16 protein-coding genes are annotated in these 18109 nt (G+C 70.1%); 5 read left to right on the forward strand and 11 right to left on the reverse strand.

The window, feature by feature from the left end; all coding sequences use genetic code 11:
* Positions 1 to 1030: DUF222 domain-containing protein (locus tag ACE3O1_RS09665; protein WP_374314809.1), on the reverse strand; the 1030-nt coding region annotated here is incomplete at its 3' end.
* Positions 1031 to 1128: 98 nt separating this feature from the next.
* On the opposite strand from ACE3O1_RS09665, the gene ACE3O1_RS09670 reads away from it, so the two are divergent.
* Positions 1129 to 1794 (forward strand): DUF6226 family protein, encoded by a 666-nt coding sequence (locus tag ACE3O1_RS09670; protein ID WP_374314810.1) that lies wholly within the window; start codon positions 1129 to 1131, stop codon positions 1792 to 1794.
* Here the strand turns inward: ACE3O1_RS09670 and dxs are convergent.
* From dxs to dut, 5 genes are all read right to left on the reverse strand, one after another.
* Positions 1791 to 3749 (reverse strand): 1-deoxy-D-xylulose-5-phosphate synthase, encoded by a 1959-nt coding sequence (gene dxs, locus ACE3O1_RS09675; protein WP_374314811.1) that lies wholly within the window; start codon positions 3747 to 3749, stop codon positions 1791 to 1793. The two genes, ACE3O1_RS09670 and dxs, sit on opposite strands and share 4 nt — an antisense overlap.
* A 100-nt stretch (positions 3750 to 3849) precedes the next feature.
* Positions 3850 to 6684, reverse strand: a complete 2835-nt coding sequence (locus tag ACE3O1_RS09680) for an aconitate hydratase (protein WP_374314812.1) — start codon at positions 6682 to 6684, stop codon at positions 3850 to 3852.
* 136 nt (positions 6685 to 6820) lie between these two features.
* On the reverse strand, positions 6821 to 7579 hold the full coding sequence (locus tag ACE3O1_RS09685; protein WP_374314826.1) for a DUF3159 domain-containing protein: 759 nt from the start codon (positions 7577 to 7579) through the stop codon (positions 6821 to 6823).
* A 53-nt stretch (positions 7580 to 7632) separates the two neighbouring features.
* Positions 7633 to 8232 (reverse strand): DUF3710 domain-containing protein, encoded by a 600-nt coding sequence (locus ACE3O1_RS09690; protein WP_374314813.1) that lies wholly within the window; start codon positions 8230 to 8232, stop codon positions 7633 to 7635.
* Positions 8229 to 8705 (reverse strand): dUTP diphosphatase, encoded by a 477-nt coding sequence (gene dut / locus ACE3O1_RS09695; RefSeq protein WP_374314815.1) that lies wholly within the window; start codon positions 8703 to 8705, stop codon positions 8229 to 8231. Before dut ends, ACE3O1_RS09690 begins: the two co-directional genes overlap by 4 nt.
* A 12-nt stretch (positions 8706 to 8717) precedes the next feature.
* Here dut and ACE3O1_RS09700 point away from each other — a divergent pair, with 12 nt between their 5' ends.
* Entirely contained in the window at positions 8718 to 9206 is a 489-nt protein-coding gene (locus tag ACE3O1_RS09700; RefSeq protein WP_374314816.1) for a DUF3093 domain-containing protein, read from the forward strand.
* On the opposite strand, the gene ACE3O1_RS09705 is transcribed toward ACE3O1_RS09700, so the two are convergent.
* Entirely contained in the window at positions 9181 to 9474 is a 294-nt protein-coding gene (locus tag ACE3O1_RS09705; RefSeq protein WP_374314817.1) for a DUF4193 domain-containing protein, read from the reverse strand. The genes ACE3O1_RS09700 and ACE3O1_RS09705 overlap by 26 nt on opposite strands.
* A 232-nt stretch (positions 9475 to 9706) precedes the next feature.
* Here ACE3O1_RS09705 and sepH point away from each other — a divergent pair, with 232 nt between their 5' ends.
* Complete coding sequence (sepH, locus tag ACE3O1_RS09710; RefSeq protein ID WP_374314818.1) at positions 9707 to 10741, forward strand: septation protein SepH; 1035 nt, start codon at positions 9707 to 9709, stop codon at positions 10739 to 10741.
* Between the two features lie 13 nt (positions 10742 to 10754).
* Here the strand turns inward: sepH and ACE3O1_RS09715 are convergent, their stop codons facing one another.
* Positions 10755 to 11870, reverse strand: a complete 1116-nt coding sequence (locus ACE3O1_RS09715; RefSeq protein WP_374314819.1) for an alkaline phosphatase family protein — start codon at positions 11868 to 11870, stop codon at positions 10755 to 10757.
* A 63-nt stretch (positions 11871 to 11933) separates the two neighbouring features.
* Here ACE3O1_RS09715 and ACE3O1_RS09720 point away from each other — a divergent pair, with 63 nt between their 5' ends.
* Complete coding sequence (locus tag ACE3O1_RS09720) at positions 11934 to 14393, forward strand: DNA topoisomerase (ATP-hydrolyzing) subunit A (protein WP_374314820.1); 2460 nt, start codon at positions 11934 to 11936, stop codon at positions 14391 to 14393.
* Positions 14394 to 14439: 46 nt separating this feature from the next.
* Here ACE3O1_RS09720 and ACE3O1_RS09725 read toward each other — a convergent pair whose 3' ends face one another.
* The gene (locus ACE3O1_RS09725; RefSeq protein ID WP_374314821.1) at positions 14440 to 16512 is read right to left on the reverse strand and encodes a type IIA DNA topoisomerase subunit B; all 2073 of its coding nucleotides are present in this window, start codon (positions 16510 to 16512) and stop codon (positions 14440 to 14442) included.
* A gap of 169 nt (positions 16513 to 16681) precedes the next feature.
* Between ACE3O1_RS09725 and ACE3O1_RS09730 the strand changes: the two genes are divergently transcribed.
* Positions 16682 to 16906: a hypothetical protein gene (locus ACE3O1_RS09730; RefSeq protein WP_374314822.1), complete on the forward strand. Its 225-nt coding sequence runs from the start codon at positions 16682 to 16684 to the stop codon at positions 16904 to 16906.
* 76 nt (positions 16907 to 16982) lie between these two features.
* Here the strand turns inward: ACE3O1_RS09730 and ACE3O1_RS09735 are convergent, their stop codons facing one another.
* A complete protein-coding gene (locus ACE3O1_RS09735) occupies positions 16983 to 17678 on the reverse strand; it encodes a coenzyme F420-0:L-glutamate ligase (RefSeq protein WP_374314824.1) in 696 nt (231 codons plus the stop codon).
* Positions 17675 to 18109 (reverse strand): sigma-70 family RNA polymerase sigma factor (locus tag ACE3O1_RS09740; RefSeq protein ID WP_374314825.1); only part of this gene is annotated, 435 nt, incomplete at its 5' end. The genes ACE3O1_RS09740 and ACE3O1_RS09735, both read right to left, overlap by 4 nt.

The raw sequence follows: 18109 nt of genomic DNA on the forward strand, positions 1-18109 counted from the left end.
GGTGGGTGAGGACCCGCATCCAGGACTCCTCCCCACCACACAGCTCCTTCGCCTTCCCCAGCGGGATGGGTCCGATGCCTTCCACCGTCGCCGGGCCCAGCCCCCGACCGTGCCGGTCCGCGTCGTCCTCAGCAAGCAGCGCCAGGGCCGGGACGGTGACCGTCACGCTGGCACGGATCCCGCGAGCCTGGGGGTGGGTGTCGGTGTTCCCGTCGATGAGGAGGTCGCCGAGCACGTCGGCGCGGGTCTGATCCACCGTCCGGGAATCCTCGAGCTGAGGGGTCTCTTCGGTGGTGGTGGCGCGGCGTCCGGTGAGGGTTTTGGCGATCGCGGTGAGGCGGGAGTGGATGGCGTGGGCCTCCACCGCGGGCAGGAACGCGTGCAGCCACGCCATCCCGTCCGCGGCGGGTTCGATCACCACCCGCCGGGCCCGGAGGGCCTCCTCATGCCGGGCCGTCAGCGTCGCGGCCTCCTCGGTTTCGACGAGGCGTTGCAGGCAGCGGCGGAACGATCCGACCGGCAGTTCCTCGGCCCACGCCACCGCCTGGGCGGTGAGCCGTTCCCGCACGGCCGGGGTGGCGGCATCCAGAAGCTGCGCCAGCACCTGCGCGTGCTGCTCCGTCATCCCACCCCGCCCCAACGAGTCCAGCGCGGTCGGGTAGCGGTGCACCAGCGCCTCGGCGAGGGCCATCAGCATCCCCGCGGCATGCTCGGTGACCCGCAGCGCCGCCGCCAACTCCAACCGCACCGAGCGTTCCACGATCTGCACCGTGCCCCCGCCATACCGCCCCGGGTCGGCCAACGCGTTGCGCCGCAACCCCTCCACCCGCTCCAACCGCTGCGCCGCGAACACCGACATCATCACCGCGACATCGGTCACCAACTCCACATCATCCGGCACCACCGGCACCCGACCCGCGACCTCGGCATCCCAGACCAGATCCGCCGGCACCATGTCGAAGAACCCCGCATCATCGGGCACCCGGTCGAAGAACCCGGGACCCGGCTCATCCGGCGGCGTGAATGTCATACCCCAGACATTAGAACATACCTCCGACATTCCCCCGGCCGCCCCGAACCGACCCGCATCAGGAGGTGCGGCATCCGCTCCCACGGCAAGATGAGGGGGTGAGTGCCTACGCCCGTCCGCCGATCGATGCGCCGCTCATCCGCGACTCCGAAGGGAACGTCATCGACTTCGGCCGCCGGTGGAGCGGCCATCCTCCCGAGGAGCTGTACTCCGTGGACGCGTACCCCGAGCGGTTCGCGCCGATCCACACGATCGCGGACGCCCTCATCACGCACCTGCGCGACGCCTACGAGGTCGAGGTCACCGAAGGCGCACACCTCGCCGCGGACCTTCTCCACCCGGCCGTCGACGTCGTGCGCGCGGTACGCCTCCGGCCCGTCGATCCACGCTGCGCCCCGCTCACGTTCGTCTGCACGGGCTATCCGGGCGTCGTCCTGCACGCCGGGCTCCTGCACGACTTCCACCATCCCGTGTGCGGCTGCGAGGCGTGTGATTCCACCTGGGAGTCGGAAGCCGACGACCTGGAGCGACACGTCCTCGCCGTCGCCTCCGGCCACTACCGCGAGACGATCGATCGCGGGATCAGCGCCGGGGTCGGCTATGCATTCACCTTCCCCGACGGAACGTCGTCAGGGCGTTCCCGCGCGCGCGACATGCCCGCCGCCCGGCTGAGAGCGGCGAAGCCGATTCTCCGTGCACTCCCGGACGGCTGGGCTCCCTGGCCCCGAGCGGCAGGAACCGCCCCGAGCGCGCACGCGGACTAGCGCTGCTTCTCCTGGCTGCGCGCGAGCGAGCCGATCGTCGGAATCTCGCTCGTCGCGCCACGCGCCACCGGAATGCGGGTGCCGAGCACCTGCGATACGACGTCCTGAGCGATCTTGGCCGGGGTGAGCCCGGCGTCCTCGAGGATCTGCTCCCGGCTGGCGTGGTCGATGAACTCGTCGGGCACGCCCAGTTCGTCCACCGCGGTGTCCACGCCCGCTTCACGCAGGACCTGACGCACGCGGGTGCCGATGCCGCCGACGCGGATGCCGTCCTCGATCGTGATCACGAGGCGGTGGGATGCCGCGAGCTCGACGATCGACGGCTGCACCGGGATCGCCCAGCGGGGATCGACGACGGTCGCCCCGATGCCCTGCGCGCGCAGACGCTCGGCGACGTCGACCGCGATGTGCGCCATCGGGCCGATTCCGACGATGAGCACGTCGTGCGCATCGGCGCGCACGAGGACGTCCACGCCGTCCTCGAGCCGCTCGATCGCCGGCAGCTCGGGGCTGACCCCGCCCTTCGGGAAGCGGATGACCGTGGGTCCGTCGTCGACGAGGACCGCCTCGTTGAGGACCTCGCGCAGGCGAACCTCGTCGCGCGGCACCGCGATGCGGATGTGAGGCACGATCTGCAGCATCGCGAGGTCCCAGATGCCGTGGTGGCTCGGCCCGTCGGGGCCCGTGACGCCGGCCCGATCGAGCACGAAGGTCACTCCTGCACGGTGGAGCGCGACATCCATCAGCACCTGGTCGAAGGCGCGGTTCATGAAGGTCGCGTAGATGGCCACGACGGGATGCAGTCCGCCGAATGCGAGGCCGGCGGCGGAGGCGACGGCGTGCTGCTCGGCGATGCCGACGTCGTAGACGCGGTCGGGGAAGCGCTGGGCGAACGGCAGCAGGCCGGTCGGGCGCAGCATGGCGGCCGTCATCGCGATGATGTCGTCGCGCCGCTCCCCCACGGTCACCAGCTCGTCGGCGAAGACATCCGTCCAGGCCGTGGTGCCGCCTGAGCCGCCCACCGTCTTGCCGGTCGCCGGGTCGATCTTGCCCACGGCGTGGAAGGCGTCGGCCTCGTCGTCGAGCGCGGGCTGGTACCCGCGTCCCTTCTCGGTGATGGCGTGGACGATGACCGGCGCCCCGTAGGTCTTGGCCAGTTCCAGGGTCTCGATGAGCGACGGCAGGTCGTGGCCGTCGACGGGCCCGAGGTACTTGATGTCGAGATTGGAGTAGAGGGCGGCGTTGTTGGTGAAGCGCGACAGGAAGCCGTGCGTGCCGCCGCGCACGCCGCGGTAGACGGCGCGCCCGGCCGGCCCGAGCCTGCGGAAGAAGGTGTCGGAGCCGCGGTGCAGGTTGCGGTAGGCCTCGGCCGTGCGCACCCGGTTCAGGTAGCGGGCCATGCCGCCGATCGTGGGCGCGTACGAGCGGCCGTTGTCGTTCACGACGATGACGAGGTTGCGGTCGTTGTCGTCGGAGATGTTGTTGAGGGCCTCCCACGTCATGCCGCCCGTGAGCGAGCCGTCGCCCACGACGGCGATGACGTGACGGTCCTTGCGGCCGGTGCGCGTGAGTGCCCGCGAGACGCCGTCCGCCCAGCTGAGCGAGCTCGACGCATGAGACGACTCGACGACGTCGTGGGGGCTCTCCGAACGCTGCGGGTAGCCCGCGAGCCCACCGCGCGAGCGCAGCTCCGAGAAGTCCTGCCGGCCGGTGAGGAGCTTGTGCACGTAGGACTGGTGCCCGGTGTCGAAGATGAACGGGTCCGCCGGGGAGTCGAACACGCGGTGCAGCGCGATGGTCAGTTCCACGACACCGAGGTTCGGGCCGAGGTGCCCTCCCGTCCGTGCCACGTTCTCGATGAGGAATCCGCGAACCTCTTCGGCCAGTTCTTCGAGCTGTTCGGTGCTCAAGGCGTCGAGGTCGCGGGGTCCGGTGATCGACGACAGCAGCGACATCCGCGCTCCCTTCCAGGCCCGGCTGGGCCTTGTCAGTCTACCCGTGACATGCCGGAGGGGCCGGGGCGCATGAGCGCTCCCCGGCCCCTCCGGTCAGGTGTCAGACCAGCGAGCGGAGCACGTACTGCAGGATGCCGCCGTTGCGGTAGTAGTCGGCCTCACCGGGGGTGTCGATGCGCACGACCGCGTCGAACTCCACGGTCTGCTTGCCCTCGGCCGAGAACTCGCTCGGTGCGGCGGTCACGCGCACCGTCTTGGGCGTGACGCCCTCGTTGAGCTGCTCGAGCCCGGAGATCGAGACGATCTCGGTGCCGTCGAGGCCGAGTGACTCCCACGACTTGCCGGCAGGGAACTGCAGCGGCACGACGCCCATGCCGATGAGGTTGGAGCGGTGGATGCGCTCGAAGCTCTCGGTGATGACCGCCTTGACGCCCAGCAGGCTGGTGCCCTTCGCCGCCCAGTCGCGCGACGAGCCGGAGCCGTACTCCTTGCCGCCGAAGATGACCAGCGGCGTGCCCTCGGCCTGGTAGTTCTGGCTCGCGTCGTAGATGAACGACTGCGGGCCGCCCTCCTGCGTGAAGTCGCGGGTGAAGCCGCCCTCCACGATCGCACCGTCGTTGACGGCGCTCACGAGGAGGTTCTTCAGGCGGATGTTGGCGAACGTGCCCCGGATCATCACCTCGTGGTTGCCGCGGCGCGAGCCGTAGGAGTTGAAGTCCTTCTGCGAGACGCCGTGCTCGGTGAGGTACTGCGCGGCGGGCGTGCCGGCCTTGATGTTGCCGGCGGGGCTGATGTGGTCGGTCGTGACCGAGTCGCCGAGCGTGGCCAGCACGCGTGCACCCTGGATGTCTGCGACCGGCGTGAGCTCCATGGTCATGCCGTCGAAGTACGGCGCCTTGCGAACGTACGTCGAGTCGGCGTCCCATTCGAAGATGGGGCCGGTGGGGGTGGGCAGGCTCGTCCAGCGCTCGTCGCCGTCGAAGACGGTCGCGTACTGCTTGATGAACTGCTCACGCGAGATCGACGAGTCGATGATCGCCTGCACCTCGTCGGTCGCGGGCCAGATGTCCTTGAGGAACACGTCGTTGCCGTCGAGGTCCTTGCCGAGCGGGTCGGTCTCGAAGTCGAAGTTCATCGAGCCCGCCAGCGCGTACGCCACGACGAGCGGCGGCGAGGCGAGGTAGTTCATCTTCACATCGGGGCTGATGCGACCCTCGAAGTTGCGGTTGCCCGAGAGCACTGCGGTCACGGCGAGGTCGTGGTCGTTGATCGCGGCCGAGACCTCCTCGATGAGCGGGCCCGAGTTGCCGATGCAGATCGTGCAGCCGTAGCCCACGGTGAAGAATCCGACGCCTTCGAGGTCCTTGTCGAGTCCCGACTTCTCGTAGTAGTCGGTGACGACCTTCGAGCCCGGTCCGAGCGTGGTCTTGACCCACGGCTTGCGCTTGAGGCCCTTCTGGAGGGCCTTGCGGGCGAGGAGGCCCGCCGCGATCATCACCGACGGGTTCGACGTGTTCGTGCACGACGTGATCGCCGCGAGGGTGACCGCGCCGTTGTCGAGCACGTACGACTCGCCGTCGGGAGTCGTGACGCCGACGGGCTGCGACCACTCGGCGGGGCTGCCGCTGTTGATGTGGACCTCGCGGGTCGTCGGCTCCTCCTCGCCGGGCACGGCGCCCGGGTCGGACGCCGGGAACGAGTGCTTCGACTCGAGGTCGACGATGTCCTCCGACGTGCTCGCGGTCGCGTAGCTGAGGATGTCCTTCTCGAACTGCGCCTTGGACTCCGAGAGGAGGATGCGGTCCTGGGGGCGCTTCGGACCGGCGATCGAGGGGACCACCGTCGAGAGGTCGAGCTCCATGTACTCGCTGAAGGTCGGCTCGACCGAGGGGTCGTGCCAGAGCTTCTGCTCCTTGGCGTACGCCTCGACCAGTGCGACCGTCTGCTCGTCGCGGCCGGTGAGGCGCAGGTATTCGAGCGTCACGTCGTCGATGGGGAACATCGCCGCCGTCGAGCCGAACTCCGGGCTCATGTTGCCGATGGTGGCGCGGTTCGCCAGCGGCACCGAGGCCACTCCCGCGCCGTAGAACTCGACGAACTTGCCGACCACGCCGTGCTTGCGCAGCAGGTCGGTGATGGTGAGCACGACGTCGGTGGCCGTCACGCCGGCGGGGATCTCGCCGGTGAGCTTGAAGCCCACGACGCGCGGGATGAGCATCGAGACGGGCTGGCCGAGCATGGCCGCCTCGGCCTCGATGCCGCCGACGCCCCAGCCGAGCACGCCCAGGCCGTTGACCATCGTGGTGTGCGAGTCCGTGCCGACGCACGTGTCGGGGTAGGCCCGGAGCACGCCGTCGACGGTGCGGTCGTAGATGACCTTGGCCAGGTGCTCGATGTTCACCTGGTGCACGATGCCGGTGCCCGGAGGGACGACCTTGAAGTCGTCGAACGCGGTCTGGCCCCAGCGGAGGAACTGGTACCGCTCGCCGTTGCGCTCGTACTCGATCTCGACGTTGCGCTCGAGCGCGTTCTCGGTGCCGAAGAGGTCGGCGATGACCGAGTGGTCGATGACCATCTCGGCGGGCGAGAGCGGGTTGATGCGGCTCGGGTCGCCGCCGAGAGCCGTCACGGCCTCGCGCATGGTCGCAAGGTCGACGATGCAGGGGACGCCGGTGAAGTCCTGCATGACCACGCGGGCCGGGGTGAACTGGATCTCCGTGTCGGGCTCGGCATCGGCATCCCACGACCCGAGCGCCTCGATCTGCGCCTTCGTGACGTTCGCGCCGTCCTCGGTGCGCAGCAGGTTCTCGAGCAGCACCTTCAGGCTGAACGGGAGCTTCTCGTGGCCCGCGACGGTGTCGATGCGGAAGATCTCGTAGTCGGTGCTGCCGACCGTCAGGGTGCTCTTGGCACCGAAGCTGTCAACCGTGGACACGTCTGTCTCCTTCGTCGGCGGCGGGAGCGGGCCGGAGCCCGGCACTCCCCATCTTCCCCCGCCCGGGATCCATCGGCTAGTGAGGATGACCTAATCCGCGGCGGGGTGAATTTATCTTGATATCAAGATAAATGTATCACTCCCCCGCTGCGTCGGCGTGCGCCTCGCGCGGCGGGTAGAGCGCCCGCACCGCGAGCCAGGTCACCGCGACGAGCGGCGCGAACAGCGGCAGTCCCATCACGAGCTTGAGCGTTCCGAGCGCCGTCACGTCACCCGCGAAGTACAGCGGCAGCTGCACGAGCAGACGCGCGGCGAACAGGGATGCCCAGGCGATCGCGAGCCAGAAGAAGACGCGGCGCTTGCGCTTGTCCGCCCGCCACGCGGTGCCCTCGCCCATCAGGAAGCCCACCGCGAGCCCGATCAGCGACCAGCCGATGAGCGCCGACACCAGGAAAGCCGTGCCGTAGACGGCGTTGGTGATGAAGCCCGGGATGAAGCTGTCCTCTCCGCGGCCGGTCAGCAGGGAGAGCCCGGCAGCCGCCGCCGCGGCGACGAGGCCGCCGATCGCGGCGTTGGCCGGCTGACGCTGCGCCAGCCGTACGAGGGTGAAGACCGCGGCGAGGCCCACGGAGAGCACGAGGCTGAGCAGCAGGTTGCCCGAGCGGGTGTCGGCGTCGTACGTGGCCGTCCAGGCCACGAGGAACACGACCCCCGGGAGCACCGACTCCAGCACACCGCGCCAGCCGCCCATGGCGGACCAGACGACGTGCCCGGTCGACGCGCCCTCCGCCGGGTCGAGTCCGGCGCGCCGCGCGGCGCCGCCGAGTGCGGCGCCGAGCAGGTCGGAAGCGGATGCCTCGGCCGCCGGCGGCGTGAGTTCGGGGCGACCCGGCACGTCGTCGCCGTCGTCGCCGTCGGTCCCGGGCGCGTCGGCGGGCTTCGCGTCGCTCACGCCGCGCCGGGGGTCGCGGGCATCCGCAGCGGGATGAGGTCGCGCGGTGGCATGGGCGTCCCGCCGCGCACCACCACGATCGACCGGAAGAGGTCCTCGACTGCCGCGGCCGCCTCGACATCGGAGGTGGCCGCTCCGCCGATCACACCGCGCAGGAACCAGCGCGGACCGTCGACGCCCACGAAACGCGCGAGGCGCTTGCCCGCGGTGCTGTCGGGCCCGGCCACGACGGGAACCTCCGCCAGGAGCTCCGGGCCGAGCGGGCCCTCGCGCTCCTCGACGCGCCCGCCCTGCTGGCGGATCTGCGCACGGATCTGCTCGCGGGTCTCCGCCCACAGGCCGACCGTGCGCGGGGCAGCGAAGGGCTGCACCTGCAGCGTGGACCCCGCGTAGTCGAGCCCGACGGCCACGATGCGCTTGGTCTGCTCCTCGACCTCGAGGCGCAGGTTGAGCCCCTCGCGCGGGAGGATCTTGATGCCGCCCAGGTCGATGTACGGCCGGACCGGGTTGGCCTCGGACTCGTCGAAGGGACCGGCGGTCGCGCGGTCCTCGGGTGCGTCCTTGCGGGGCGCGTCTGCGGGAGTGGGATCGGTCATGCCAGGACTCCGTCCTCTGTGTCTGTGCGGGTCGCGGGGAACCCGTAGCCGGTGGAGCCGAAGCCGCCCTCGCCTCGGACGCTCTCCGGCAGAGCCTCCACCGGGATGAATCGAACGCGGGGCACGGGCATCACGATGAGCTGGGCGATCCGATCCCCCACCGCGATGTCGTGGGCCGCGTCGGAGTCGGTGTTCAGCAGGATCACCTTGATCTCGCCGCGATAGCCCGCGTCGACGGTGCCGGGCGCGTTGACCACGGTGATGCCGTGCTTGGCCGCCAGCCCGCTGCGGGGGACGACGAATGCGACGTGCCCATCGGGCAGCGCGATGCGCACACCCGTGCCGACCATGGCACGCGCTCCGGGCTCGAGGCGCACCGCCTCGGCGGCGATGAGGTCGGCACCGGCGTCGCCGGGGTGCGCGTACACCGGGACGTCGGAAGCGATAATGGGGACGTCCACCGTTTCAGTCACCCAATGAGGGTAATGCAGAAGACAACGCTCGATGTCGGGGCCGGCGAGTATCGCGAGCGGCTCGGTCCGTCTTTGTGGACCCTGGTCAGCGCCGCCGTCGCCGGGCCGATGGCCGCACTCGTCTTCGCGCCGATCGACACGACGGCTGCGCTCGTCATCGGCGGTCTGGTCGCGGTCGCGGTGATCGCTCTCCTGGTGGCCGGCTCGCCGGTGCTGTCGGTGAAGGACGGGGAGCTGCGGGCCGGTCGGGCGCACATCGACGTCGCGCTCCTGGGCGACCCCGAGGCCTTCGCCGGCGAGGAGGCCCGTACGGCGCGCGGCCCCGGCCTGGATCCGCGCGCGTGGCACGTGATCCGAGGGGGGATCGACGGCGTCGTGGTGATGCCGGTGCTCGACCCCGACGACCCGACCCCGGCGTGGGTGGTGTCCACCCGCACGCCGGATCGGCTCGTCGCGGCGGTGCGTCGCGCTCAGCTCAGGCGGCGCACTCCGAGCAGATAGGTCCGCTCGCGGCGTCGTGGTCGAGCTGCGAACGGTGCTTCACGAGGAAGCAGTTGGAGCACGTGAACTCGTCCTCCTGCGGGGGCAGGACGACCACATCGAGCTCGAGGTCCGACAGATCCGCGCCAGGCAGTTCGAAGCCGGAGGGGTTGTCGGCGTCCTCCACATCGACCGCGCCGGAGAGCTTGTCGGGAACGCGCTCCTTGAGCGCCTCGATCGACTCGCTGTCGTCCTCGGTCTTGCGGGGGGCGTCGTAATCGGTGGCCATGCGTGAACGTCTCAACTTCCGGAGTATCTCGGGTGCTCGCCCTTTCAGGCGGCGATAGTTTGCATGACGGGAGTCGTTTTAGCAAATGCTGAAGATCGGATGCCGCGCCCTGCGTCCGCCTGAAACTCGCGCCACGCGCCGGATATTCCCGGCCGTCCACATCCGCTGTGTCAGCATGGGCGGGACACGAAGATCGGCAGCGATCAGCCCGACGGCAAAGTGAGGCGTCCGCATGGAACAGCTCAAGGTGATCGGAACCGAGGACGATCGTCTCGTCCTGGCGACCGAGTCCGGCGAGAGGTTCGCGCTCGCCGTCGACGAGGTCCTGCGCAGCGAACTGCGCAAGACCCGCCGCGATCGGGACGGCGAGGCGCAGGCCGCGCGGCCGAGTCCTCGCGAGATCCAGTCGCACATCCGCTCCGGCCTGTCGGCCGACGAGGTCGCGAGTCTGCTGGGCGCGCGCGTCGAGGACGTCATCCGCTTCGAGGGCCCGGTGCTGGCCGAGCGCGAGCACATCGTCGGGCAGGCGCTGGCGGTGCCCGTGCTTCTCGGGGCGGACTTCGAGTCCGAGCCCAATCCGACGTTCGGCGCCGCCGTGCGCGCGAAGCTGACCGAGGCCGGCGCGATCGGAGAGCGGTGGACGAGCTGGAAGGACCACACCGGCTGGGTCGTGAAGCTCGAATTCACCGCCAACGACGTCGATCACGACGCGCGCTGGGGGTTCGACCCGCGCCGCAGCACCCTTTCGCCGCAGAACGCGGACGCGATCCAGCTCTCGCGGCAGGGCTCCCTGCCCGACGGGCTGATCCCGCGCCTGCGGGCCCTCGACACGGTCGCGCCCAAGGACGACTCCCGTTTCGACAGCGGCGCATTCGGTCCCCGCAAGCTCCCCGACGCCGACCTCGAAACTCCCGACCTGCCGGCTCCGACGGCACCCGCCGTGCAACAGGCGGCGATCAAGCGCGCGGACGAGCCGATCGCAACATCCGCCGAGACGGCCGACCTCCTCGAGGCGCTGCGACGCCGCCGGGGTCAGCGCGAGCCGCTTCCCGGAGCGGAGGAGTCGGCGCCCAGCCGGTCGCACTCCCCCGTCGCCCTGTTCGACGCGCTCGAGCCGGGCTACGACGAGTCGCCCCTCGACGAGGCCGATGACACCGCGTTCGACGCCCAGCCGTCTGCGGTCGCCGAGGCCGGTCGCCGCAAGGGCGGACGCACGTCGATGCCCTCGTGGGACGAGATCGTCTTCGGCGCCCGCACCGAGGACTGACCGGCCTGTCGGATCAGGCGAACGCGCCGAGGCGCAGCAGCGGCACCATGCGCTCCTCGGGTGTGAGCGAGCCGTGCTGCCCGATCATCTTCTGCGGTGCCTTGTCGGCGACGCGGTCGTCGTAGTACACGACGCCCGCACGCGCGGCGACGACGACATCACCGATCCGCGGAGCCACCTCGGGGTCCGTCGGACCCATCAGGCCCGACGCGATGAGCTCGTCCCGCGAGGCGATCCAGGAGCGGGATGCCTCCGCGTCGCGCCAGTTGCGGAGAACGGTGTCGCCGGCGCCCGGCTCGGCGTAGAGGTGCAGCATCCGCGGCTCACCGCCGATCAGGCGGACGCCCTCGAGCAGGCCGTCCCCGTCCTGCAGCAGGATGTGACGGTGCCGCGGCACGTCGACCATGCCGTGATCCGCGGTGACGATCGCCCCGACACCGGGCGCGAGCGCCCCGGCGAGCGTTCGGGCCGCAGCATCCACCCGCTCGAGTCCCGCGATCCATTCGTCGGACTCCCAGCCGCGTCGATGGCCGAGGCCGTCGAGTTCGGGGGCGTACAGGTAGACGAGCGACCCCGGCACCCGGGAGGCGAGGTCGGCGGCGGTCTCGAAGCGCTCGACGAGGTCGTCCACGCCGTGGAACTCCGCCCCCGCCTGCGTGGCGGCGGTGAAGCCCGTCCCGGCGTACTCGCGCTTGGTGACGGTGAAGAACGGGCGACCCGATGCCGTCGCGAGCGGCGTCGATCGCTGCCAGGACTGCGGCAGGCCGTCGGTGTCCCAGCCCCGCAGCTGGTTGATCACGTCGTCCGTGCCGGGGATGCGCGCCCGGTAGCCGACGATCCCGTGCTCGCCCGGAGCCGTGGCCGTCAGCAGGCTCGTGAGGGCGGAGGCGGTGGTCGACGGGAAGACGGTGTGCGCGACATCCTTCTTCGTCCCCGCCTGGCCGAGGAACCGGGCATGCCCCGAGCGGGCCGCAAGATTCAGGGCGCCGAGGCCGTCGACGACCACGACCACGGCGCTGGTGGCCGGCGCGAACCAGTCGGAGCGGCCGTCGAGCGCCGCCGACATCTGCGCCACGACACCGGTGAGGCTCCGGGCTCGCGGAGCGTCCGCGGGTAGGCTGAGGGACATCGGGGCCAGTCTCGCACACCGGCGAAGGGCCCCCGCCGCTCCGCCGTCACCCGAGGCTCAGTCATGCCCGCATCCCGCACCGAATCCGTCCCCGCCGATCACGGCCGCATCGAAGACGTCGATGTCTCCGCCGAGATGCAGGGGTCCTTCCTCGAGTACGCGTACTCGGTCATCTACTCGCGCGCCCTGCCCGACGCGCGCGACGGCCTCAAGCCCGTGCAGCGCCGCATCCTCTTCCAGATGGCCGACATGGGCCTGCGTCCCGACCGCGGTCACGTCAAGAGCGCCCGCGTCGTCGGCGAGGTGATGGGAAAGCTGCACCCGCACGGCGATGCCCCCATCTACGACGCGCTCGTGCGCCTGGCGCAGCCGTTCTCGCTGCGCGTGCCCCTCGTGGACGGCCACGGCAACTTCGGCTCGCTCGACGACGGTCCCGCCGCGCCTCGCTACACCGAGGCGCGGCTGGCGGCTCCGGCTCTCGCCCTCACCGAGAACCTCGACGAGGACGTCGTCGACTTCATCCCCAACTACGACGGGCAGTTCCAGCAGCCCGAAGTGCTCCCCGCCGCCTACCCGAACCTCCTGGTCAACGGTGCGACCGGCATCGCGGTGGGCATGGCGACCAACATGGCGCCGCACAACCTCATCGAGGTCGTCGGCGCCGCGATCCATCTGCTCGACAATCCCGAGGCCACCGTCGAGGAGCTCATGGAGTTCGTGCCGGGCCCCGATCTCCCCTCGGGCGGCATCATCGTCGGGCTCGACGGCATCAAGGACGCCTACGCGAAGGGGCGCGGCTCGTTCCGCACCCGGGCCAAAGTGTCGGTCGAGTCGCTCGGTCCGCGCCGCACAGGGATCATCGTCACCGAGCTGCCGTACCTCGTCGGCCCCGAGCGCATCATCGAGAAGATCAAGGACGCCGTCACCGCCAAGAAGCTCCAGGGCATCTCGGATGTCACCGATCTCACCGACCGGCACCACGGACTGCGCCTGGTCATCGGGATCAAGACCGGCTTCGACCCGCAGGCCGTGCTGGAGCACCTCTACCGGCTGACCCCGCTCGAGGACTCCTTCAGCATCAACAACGTCGCCCTCGTCGACGGCCAGCCGCAGACGCTGGGGCTGCGGGAACTGCTGCGCGTCTACATCGACCACCGCATCAGCGTGGTGACGCGGCGCAGTGCGTTCCGGCTCGCGCGTCGCAAGGAGCGCCTGCACCTGGTCGAAGGCCTGCTCATCGCGATCCTCGACATCGACGAGGTCATCCAGGTCATCCGCACCTCCGACGACGGCGACGCGGCGCGCTCACGCCTCATGGACGTCTTCGACCTGTCCGAGCCGCAGGCCGAGTACATCCTCGAGCTGCGGCTGCGCCGGCTGACGAAGTTCTCCCGCATCGAGCTGGAGTCCGAGCGCGACAAGCTGACGGCCGAGATCGCCGAGCTCCAGGAGCTGCTCGCGAGCGAGGTCCTGCTGCGTGCGCAGGTCGCCCGCGAGCTCGATGCGGCCGCCGAGAAGTACGGCACGCCGCGTCGCACGCTGCTCCTCAACGGCGGCCCCGTCGCCCCCCGTTCGCGCGCGGCTGCCGCCGCGGCCGACCTCCAGATCGCCGACACGCCGTGCCGTGTCTTCTTCTCCGCGACGGGCCGCATGGTCCGCGCCGAGCTGACCGCCGACGCCCCCAACGGCGGCATCGTGCCGCCGGCGCGGCGTTCGAAGCACGATGCGATCCGCGGCTGGGTCGACACCACCACGCGCGGCGACGTGGGCGCGGTCACGAGCCACGGCCGCCTCGTGCGCTTCTCCCCCGTCGACCTTCCGTCGGTGCCCGGAAACTCCGTCCAGCTCGCCGCCGGCACGCGCGCCGATCAGTACCTGGGTCTCGGTTCGGGCGAGCACGTCGTCGCGATCGTTCCGCTCCAGGACGGCCCGCCGATCGCCTTGGGGACGCTCCACGGCACGGTCAAGCGCGTGTCCGCCGGCGAGCTCGGCACCAAGCACGACATCGAGATCATCGCGCTGCGCGACGGCGACCGGGTCGTGGGCGCCGCTCCCGCGTCCGACGGGGCCGAACTCGTGTTCGTCGCGAGCGATGCCCAGCTCCTCCGCTTCGATGCCTCGTCGGTGCGCCCGCAGGGCCGTTCGGCCGGGGGCATGGCGGGCATCCGCCTGAGCGACGGCGCCGAGGTCATCACGTTCACGGTGGTGGCGGCATCCGCCTTCGATGCCGTGGTCGTCACGGTCGCGGGATCGGGCGAGGCGCTGCCGGGGACGGATGCCGGATCCGCCAAGGTGTCCGCCTTCACGGAATTCCCCGCCAAGGGCCGCGCGACCGGCGGTGTGCGGGCTCAGCGGTTCCTGAAGGGCGAGGACGCGCTCACGCACGCGTGGGTCGGCTCGGAGCCGCGTGCGGTCGGCGCCGACGGCGCCACGCGCACCCTGCCCGAGAGCGGCGCGAAGCGGGACGCCTCGGGGACGCCGCTGGACGGCGTGATCGGCGCGATCGGAACCGGCGTCCGCTGACAGGCGGACGGTGACCGTTCCCGCCGAGGGGCCGAAGCCCCGTCCGTCAGGCGTCGATGCGCTCGCGCGCGAGCCGATCGCTGGAGTCGATGATGAACTCCTTGCGGGGTGCGACGTCGTTGCCCATGAGCAGTTCGAAGACGGATGCCGCGGCCTCGGCGTCCTGCATCCGCACACGGCGCAGCGTTCGGCCGGCGCGGTCCATCGTCGTGACCGCGAGCTGATCGGCGTCCATCTCGCCGAGACCCTTGTAGCGCTGCACGGGCTCCTGCCAGCGCTTGCCCGCCTTCGTCAGCTTCGCGAGCAGGCCGTGCAGCTCCGGTTCGGAGTATGTGTAGATCGTCTCGTTCGGCTTGGTGCCCGGGTTCATCACCACCACGCGATGCAGCGGCGGAACGGCGGCGTACACACGGCCGTCGTCGATCAGCGGGCGCATGTAGCGGAAGAACAGCGTGAGCAGCAGGGTTCGGATGTGCGCGCCGTCCACGTCGGCGTCGCTCATGAGGATGATCTTGCCGTAGCGGGCGGCCTCGAGGTCGAACGAGCGACCCGAGCCCGCGCCGATGACCTGGATGATGGCGGCGCACTCCGCGTTGGACAGCATGTCGCTGATCGACGCCTTCTGCACGTTCAGGATCTTGCCGCGGATGGGGAGCAGCGCCTGGTACTCGCTGTTGCGCGCGAGCTTGGCGGTGCCGAGCGCCGAGTCGCCCTCGACGATGAACAGCTCCGAGGCTTCGACCTCGTTGGTGCGGCAGTCGGCGAGCTTCGCGGGCAGCGACGACGACTCGAGGGCGTTCTTGCGGCGCTGCGTCTCTTTGTGCGCGCGGGCGGAGATGCGCGCTTTCATCTCTGCGACGACCTTCTCGAGCAGGAGCGCGGTCTGCGCCTTGTCGTCGCGCTTGGACGAGGTGAACTTCGCGGTGAGCTCGCGGGTGACGACGTTGGCGACGATCTGCCGCACGGCAGGCGTGCCGAGCACCTCTTTGGTCTGGCCCTCGAACTGCGGCTCGGGGACCCGCACCGTCAGCACGGCCGAGAGCCCGGCGAGGATGTCGTCCTTCTCGAGCTTGTCGGACGCGCCGAACTTCAGCTTGCGGGCGTTCTGCTCCACCTGTGTGCGCAGCACCTTCATGAGCCCGAGCTCGAACCCGGCCTGATGCGTCCCGCCCTTGGGCGTGGAGATGATGTTGACGAACGAGCGCGATGTCGTCTCGTAGCCGGTGCCCCAGCGCACCGCGACGTCGACCTCGCACGTGCGCTCGACCTCGGTGGGCACCATCGTGCCGGAGGGCTGGAGCACCGGGACCGTCTCGGTGAAGGTGCCTTCGCCGGTCAGCCGCCACGTGTCTGTGATCGGGGCGTCGGGCGCCAGGAAGTCGGCGAACTCGGAGATGCCGCCGTCGAAGCGGTAGCTGGTCTCGACCGGCTCGTCGGCGCGCTCGTCCCGGATGACGATCTCGAGGCCGGGCACCAGGAACGCGGTCTGGCGGGCTCGCTGCTCGAGCTCCTCGAGGTTGAAGGCGGCATCCTTCGTGAAGATCTGCCGGTCGGCCCAGTAGCGGATGCGCGTGCCGGTCACGCCGCGCGCGGCCTTCCCGGCGACCCGCAGCTCACTGCGGTCCTCGAACGGGCGGAAGGCGGAGTCCGGCGCACCGTTGGCGAAGACGCCCGGCTCACCCCGGTGGAACGACATCGCCCACGTCTTGCCGCCGCGGTCGACCTCCACGTCGAGGCGCTCGGAGAGCGCGTTGACGACGGATGCCCCGACACCGTGGAGGCCACCGGATGCGGCGTACGAGCCGCCGCCGAACTTGCCGCCCGCGTGGAGCTTCGTGAAGACGACCTCGACACCGGACAGTCCGGTGCGCGGCTCGATGTCGACCGGGATGCCGCGGGCGCGGTCGCGGACCTCGACGCTGCCGTCGGCGTGGAGCACGATGTCGATGCGCGAGCCGTGGCCGGCGAGGGCCTCGTCGACCGAGTTGTCGATGATCTCCCACAGGCAGTGCATGAGGCCGCGGGAGTCGGTGGAGCCGATGTACATGCCCGGGCGCTTGCGAACGGCTTCAAGCCCTTCGAGCACCTGAAGATGATGGGCGGAGTACTCGGCTGTCACAATCTCCAAGCGTATCCGCCGGGTCCGACGGAGCCGTCTCGACACGCTTCCCTGCATCCGCTCGTACGCGCTCAGCGAAATGTGACCGGTTCGCGGCATTCTCGAAACAAAGCCGTGGTTGTATTTCATGACCTGCACAAGAGCTCTATCTGATCGAGGAGGCACCGAGATGAATACGCTTTCGACACCCACCGAGACCGGCGCCGTTCTCGACCACCGCCTCACGGCGGCTGATCGCTGTGACTCCTGCGGAGCGCAGGCCTACATCGCCGCTGAGGTGAACGGCAGCGAGCTGCTGTTCTGCGCCCACCACGGTCGCAAGTACGAGGAGAAGCTGCGCGCCGTGGCCACGTCGTGGCACGACGAGACGGCGCGCCTGGCCGAGTCGGTCTGAACCGCCGCACCTCCCATCGACAACGCGAAAGGGCGGGCTCCTCGGGAGCCCGCCCTTTCGGCGTGAATGGGTCGCGTCAGATCTCGCGCACGATGCCGAGCGGCGTCGACTCGTGCCCCTGTCCGAGCGGATTGTCCTTGAGGATCGTGACGAGTCGCTTCTCGCCGGCCGCGTCGAGGGTCGATCCGAGGATGTTCCCGCCGATGTCGTTGATGTCGACCACCGCGACCTCCGCACGGACGCCGAGCAGGCTCTGCACGCGCTTGGCGACCTGCTTCGGCTTCTCGGGTCCGAGCACGACGGCCGTGTTGTACGGCGGGATCGTATGGGCCGTGGGGCCGTCGATGGAACGCGCCTTGTAGCCCGCGACCCGGTAGAAGTCGCCGCGACGGCCGAACAGCTTCGTGACGGCGGACACGGCCGCAGCCAGGAGGATGCGCGGCGTGCCGCACTCGCGCAGCGCCATCTCCATCGTCTCGGGCATGCCCAATCCGATGCCGTAGCTCGTGCGCGTCACGTACTTCGACAGGAATCGCGCGAGGCGCCTCGGCTGGATCTCTTCGAGCTGGTACGACCGGCCCTGCGTGATGGCGACGATCTTCTCCGTCACGAACAGCAGGTCGCCGTCACGGACGAGGTCGCCCGCGTACTCGCGCACGAACGCGTCCAGGTCGTCGCCCGGCATCACGACCCGCGTGCGGATCGGGATGCGGGCGTACGAAGAGTCCTGGACCTTGACGGTGAGCGCCTTGCCGGCGTTCGCCTCGCTCACTCGAGGTAGTCCCGGAGGGACTGCGAACGGGACGGATGCCGCAGCTTGGCCATCGTCTTGGACTCGATCTGACGGATCCGCTCGCGCGTGACCCCGAACGTGTCGCCGATCTGGTCGAGCGTCTTGGGCTGGCCATCGCCGAGGCCGAAGCGCATGCGGATGACGCCCGCCTCACGCTCTGAGAGCGAGTCGAGGAGGGACTCGAGCTGACGCTGCAGCATGGTGAAGCCCACAGCGTCGGCCGGAACGACCGCCTCGGTGTCCTCGATCAGGTCGCCGAACTCGCTGTCGCCGTCCTCGCCGAGCGGAGTGTGCAGCGAGATCGGCTCGCGGCCGTACTTCTGCACCTCGATGACCTTCTCGGGGGTCATGTCGAGCTCGCGGCTGAGCTCCTCGGGCGTGGGCTCGCGGCCCAGGTCCTGCAGCATCTG

It is taken from the genome of Microbacterium sp. (assembly GCF_041909575.1).
Classification (GTDB): Bacteria; Actinomycetota; Actinomycetes; order Actinomycetales; family Microbacteriaceae; genus Microbacterium.

What these genes read in the sequence shown, in the direction of transcription:
- dxs (WP_374314811.1), bottom strand. Translation starts at nt 3,749, where the DNA reads ATGTCGCTGCTGTCGTCGATCACCGGACCCCGCGACCTCGACGCCTTG.
- ACE3O1_RS09690 (WP_374314813.1), bottom strand. Translation starts at nt 8,232, where the DNA reads ATGACCGATCCCACTCCCGCAGACGCGCCCCGCAAGGACGCACCCGAG.
- ACE3O1_RS09700 (WP_374314816.1), top strand. Translation starts at nt 8,718, where the DNA reads ATGCAGAAGACAACGCTCGATGTCGGGGCCGGCGAGTATCGCGAGCGG.
- ACE3O1_RS09705 (WP_374314817.1), bottom strand. Translation starts at nt 9,474, where the DNA reads ATGGCCACCGATTACGACGCCCCCCGCAAGACCGAGGACGACAGCGAG.
- sepH (WP_374314818.1), top strand. Translation starts at nt 9,707, where the DNA reads ATGGAACAGCTCAAGGTGATCGGAACCGAGGACGATCGTCTCGTCCTG.
- ACE3O1_RS09715 (WP_374314819.1), bottom strand. Translation starts at nt 11,870, where the DNA reads ATGTCCCTCAGCCTACCCGCGGACGCTCCGCGAGCCCGGAGCCTCACC.
- ACE3O1_RS09720 (WP_374314820.1), top strand. Translation starts at nt 11,934, where the DNA reads ATGCCCGCATCCCGCACCGAATCCGTCCCCGCCGATCACGGCCGCATC.
- ACE3O1_RS09730 (WP_374314822.1), top strand. Translation starts at nt 16,682, where the DNA reads ATGAATACGCTTTCGACACCCACCGAGACCGGCGCCGTTCTCGACCAC.